Consider the following 2,500-nt stretch of genomic DNA (forward strand, 5'->3'; position numbering starts at 1 on the left):
GAATGCTGTTAATCGACCTTTAATTGGGCCCTTGGTGCGCTACGCAGTAGAATGTCCTACTTTCACATGGGAAAGACTCGCCGTCCGCCCCACACACTATCATCGGCGCTATCGTGTAAAAGGTTAGCGACAACGAACGCAGTGAGTACGCTCTTTTTGCGTAAGGTGAATATCGTGTAAAAGGTTAGCGACAGCGAACGAAGTGAGAGCGCTCTTTTTGCGCAAGGTGATTATCGTGCAAAAGGTTAGCGACAACGAACGAAGTGAGTACGCTCTTTTTGCGCAAGGTGATTATCGTGCGAAAGGTTTATGACACAGCGCGCAGCGCTGCCATTCTTTTCGCGCAAGGTGAAATGAACCATTTTAACCGCTGCTGAGAAACTGAATTTCAAAGGAGTAAAGGGTTAAAGCGGTGAAGGTTGCTCCCTTCACCTTACGCTATCGTATAAAAGGTTAGCGACAGCGAACGAAGTGAGTACGCTCTTTTTGCGCAAGGTGATTATCGTGCAAAAGGCTAGCGACAGCGAACGCAGTGAGAGCGCTCTTTTTGCGCAAGGTGAAATAAGCCGTTTTAGCTGTTGACGAGGGACTTAAACGCAAAAAACCCGCTGCATTTCTGCAACGGGTTTCTTTAATTGGGCCCTGGCAATGTCCTACTTTCACATGGGAAACCCCACACTATCATCGGCGCTATTTCGTTTCACTACTGAGTTCGGCATGGGGTCAGGTGGTTCCAAAATGCTATGTTTACCAGGAAATTCTGTGTGCAAGATGTTTAAAACACCTTACTAAAATCTGGAAGCGTAATTAAATTCTTATCGTCTACTTTCTATTCTTAACTTCTAACAAGCTTAAAACCACTTTGGCGTTGTATGGTTAAGCCTCACGGGTAATTAGTACGAGTTAGCTCAATGCCTCACAGCACTTCCACATCTCGCCTATCAACGTTGTAGTCTTCAACGGCCCTTCAGTTAACTCTAAGTTAAAGTGAGAACTCATCTCGAGGCTCGCTTCCCGCTTAGATGCTTTCAGCGGTTATCGATTCCGAACGTAGCTACCGGGCAATGCTATTGGCATAACAACCCGAACACCAGCGGTTCGTCCACTCCGGTCCTCTCGTACTAGGAGCAGCCCCTCTCAATTCTCAAACGCCCACGGCAGATAGGGACCGAACTGTCTCACGACGTTCTAAACCCAGCTCGCGTACCACTTTAAATGGCGAACAGCCATACCCTTGGGACCGACTTCAGCCCCAGGATGTGATGAGCCGACATCGAGGTGCCAAACACCGCCGTCGATATGAACTCTTGGGCGGTATCAGCCTGTTATCCCCGGAGTACCTTTTATCCGTTGAGCGATGGCCCTTCCATTCAGAACCACCGGATCACTATGACCTACTTTCGTACCTGCTCGACGTGTCTGTCTCGCAGTTAAGCTGGCTTCTACCATTACACTAACCGTACGATGTCCGACCGTACTTAGCCAACCTTCGTGCTCCTCCGTTACTCTTTGGGAGGAGACCGCCCCAGTCAAACTACCCACCAGGCACTGTCCTCAATCCCGATTAGGGACCTAAGTTAGAACATCAACACTACAAGGGTGGTATTTCAAGGTCGGCTCCACACAATCTAGCGACTGTGCTTCAAAGCCTCCCACCTATCCTACACATGTAGGGTCAATGTTCAGTGCCAAGCTGTAGTAAAGGTTCACGGGGTCTTTCCGTCTAGCCGCGGGTACACAGCATCTTCACTGCGATTTCAATTTCACTGAGTCTCGGGTGGAGACAGCGTGGCCATGGTTACACCATTCGTGCAGGTCGGAACTTACCCGACAAGGAATTTCGCTACCTTAGGACCGTTATAGTTACGGCCGCCGTTTACCGGGGCTTCGATCAAGAGCTTCGACAAAAGTCTAACCCCATCAATTAACCTTCCGGCACCGGGCAGGTGTCACACCGTATACGTCATCTTACGATTTTGCACAGTGCTGTGTTTTTAATAAACAGTCCCAGCCACCTGGTCACTGCGGCTCTCGTTTGCTTACGGAGTAAATCCTTCACAAACAAGAGCGTACCTTCTCCCGAAGTTACGGTACAATTTTGCCTAGTTCCTTCACCCGAGTTCTCTCAAGCGCCTTAGTATTCTCTACCTGACCACCTGTGTCGGTTTAGGGTACGATTCGATATAAACTGAAGCTTAGAGGCTTTTCCTGGAAGTAGGGCATCAACAACTTCACCACCGTAGTGGCTCGTCTCGACTCTCAGCCTTAGCGACCCGGATTTTCCTAAGTCACCAGCCTACAGCCTTTCACATGGACAACCAACGCCATGCTTGCCTAGCCTGCTCCGTCCCCCCATCGCATTTATACCAAGTACGGGAATATTAACCCGTTTCCCATCGACTACGCTCTTCAGCCTCGCCTTAGGGGTCGACTCACCCTACCCTGATTAACATGGGATAGGAACCCTTGGTCTTCCGGCGTGCGGGTTTTTCACCCGCAT

The 2,500-nt window shown here is 49.6% G+C and carries 2 rRNA genes (1 of these 2 running past the window's edge); both read right to left on the reverse strand.

Annotated features, from left to right (window positions below):
* Nucleotides 1-640 precede the first annotated feature (640 nt).
* Nucleotides 641-755: ribosomal RNA gene (gene rrf / locus S4054249_RS20030) — 5S ribosomal RNA — on the reverse strand.
* A 117-nt stretch (nucleotides 756-872) separates the two neighbouring features.
* Nucleotides 873-2,500, reverse strand: a 23S ribosomal RNA gene (locus tag S4054249_RS20035) (it continues 1,254 nt past the right edge of the window).

It is taken from the genome of Pseudoalteromonas luteoviolacea, assembly GCF_001750165.1.
GTDB classification, from domain to species: domain Bacteria; phylum Pseudomonadota; class Gammaproteobacteria; order Enterobacterales; family Alteromonadaceae; genus Pseudoalteromonas; species Pseudoalteromonas luteoviolacea_G.